Raw genomic sequence first — 919 nt, 5'->3', positions numbered from 1 at the left:
CGTTAGCAACAAGCTGAAAAAACGCCAATGAAATTTTTCAATCTTTTCGGAAAGCCCAAAGGACAGAGCTCAAATACTGAATCTGAAAAATCGGAATTTGATCAAATTAAGGTTTTTAAAAGTTTACCAAAAGAGCAATGGAAACCAGCTTACAACGAACTGAATAAAAGAATTGGTTTAAAACTAAAGGAATACGGGTTTAAAAAGAAAGGTAGAAAACATTATAGACTGACAAATGACTTACTTGAGGTTATTGATATTGATAATCGAGGAAGTTGGTCTGGAGCAAAAGACGATATTGAAATCCGAATTGGATTAGTGCCTTATTGTTGGCAAGGTCTTACGAACGAATATTATTTAGTAGGTTCAAAACCAATTGAGGAAATTGACAAAACAATTAGGAATCATTTTAGGATTTCAAAAGAGTATTTGATTTTGGCAGACTATTTAACGGAAAGAATAATAAAGAACGTTCTTCCATTTTTTGAGAAATATAATTCGACAAAAAAAATAACGAGTCAACCTTATATTTTCCCTTATTACACAAAATGTGGTGGAAATGATATTAGAAATTCTCATTTTTTGATTTTATTCTCGGAATTAAAGCAACATAAAAACATAAATGCAATTGAAATTTTAGAAAACGAGATCGAATTTGGTTCAGACAGTTTAAATGAAGTGACTTGGAAAGAATTAAAAAAACTCGTTGAAAACAAAGATTGGGAAACGATTGACAAAATATTTGCCGAAAACGAAAAGAATATATTAGACAAATTAAAAATAAAGCCAGTTGCTAACACCGTGTATAATTAATGGCTTGGTTCGAGCTTGCTTACGAAAATCCTCGCGGATTTTCTATTCGGTTTTTATTTGCTAAATTAGGTGCTTAACCACGCCACTAATCATACACAAACACGTT

The 919-nt window shown here is 31.3% G+C and carries 1 protein-coding gene; it reads left to right on the top strand.

Annotated elements, in window-relative coordinates; translation table 11 throughout:
* Positions 1–27: 27 nt before the first annotated feature.
* The gene (locus ABD963_RS15035; RefSeq protein WP_345278268.1) at positions 28–813 is read left to right on the top strand and encodes a hypothetical protein; all 786 of its coding nucleotides are present in this window, start codon (positions 28–30) and stop codon (positions 811–813) included.
* Positions 814–919 lie beyond the last annotated feature (106 nt).

This window comes from Litoribaculum gwangyangense, assembly GCF_039543505.1.
GTDB lineage: Bacteria > Bacteroidota > Bacteroidia > Flavobacteriales > Flavobacteriaceae > Litoribaculum > Litoribaculum gwangyangense.
Note: the sequence above shows the minus strand (reverse complement) of the source record. Positions and strands in the feature narration are given on the sequence as shown.

Bases quoted from the DNA above. Each gene is read 5' to 3' on its own strand.
- ABD963_RS15035 (WP_345278268.1), top strand. From the start codon at position 28: ATGAAATTTTTCAATCTTTTCGGAAAGCCCAAAGGACAGAGCTCAAAT.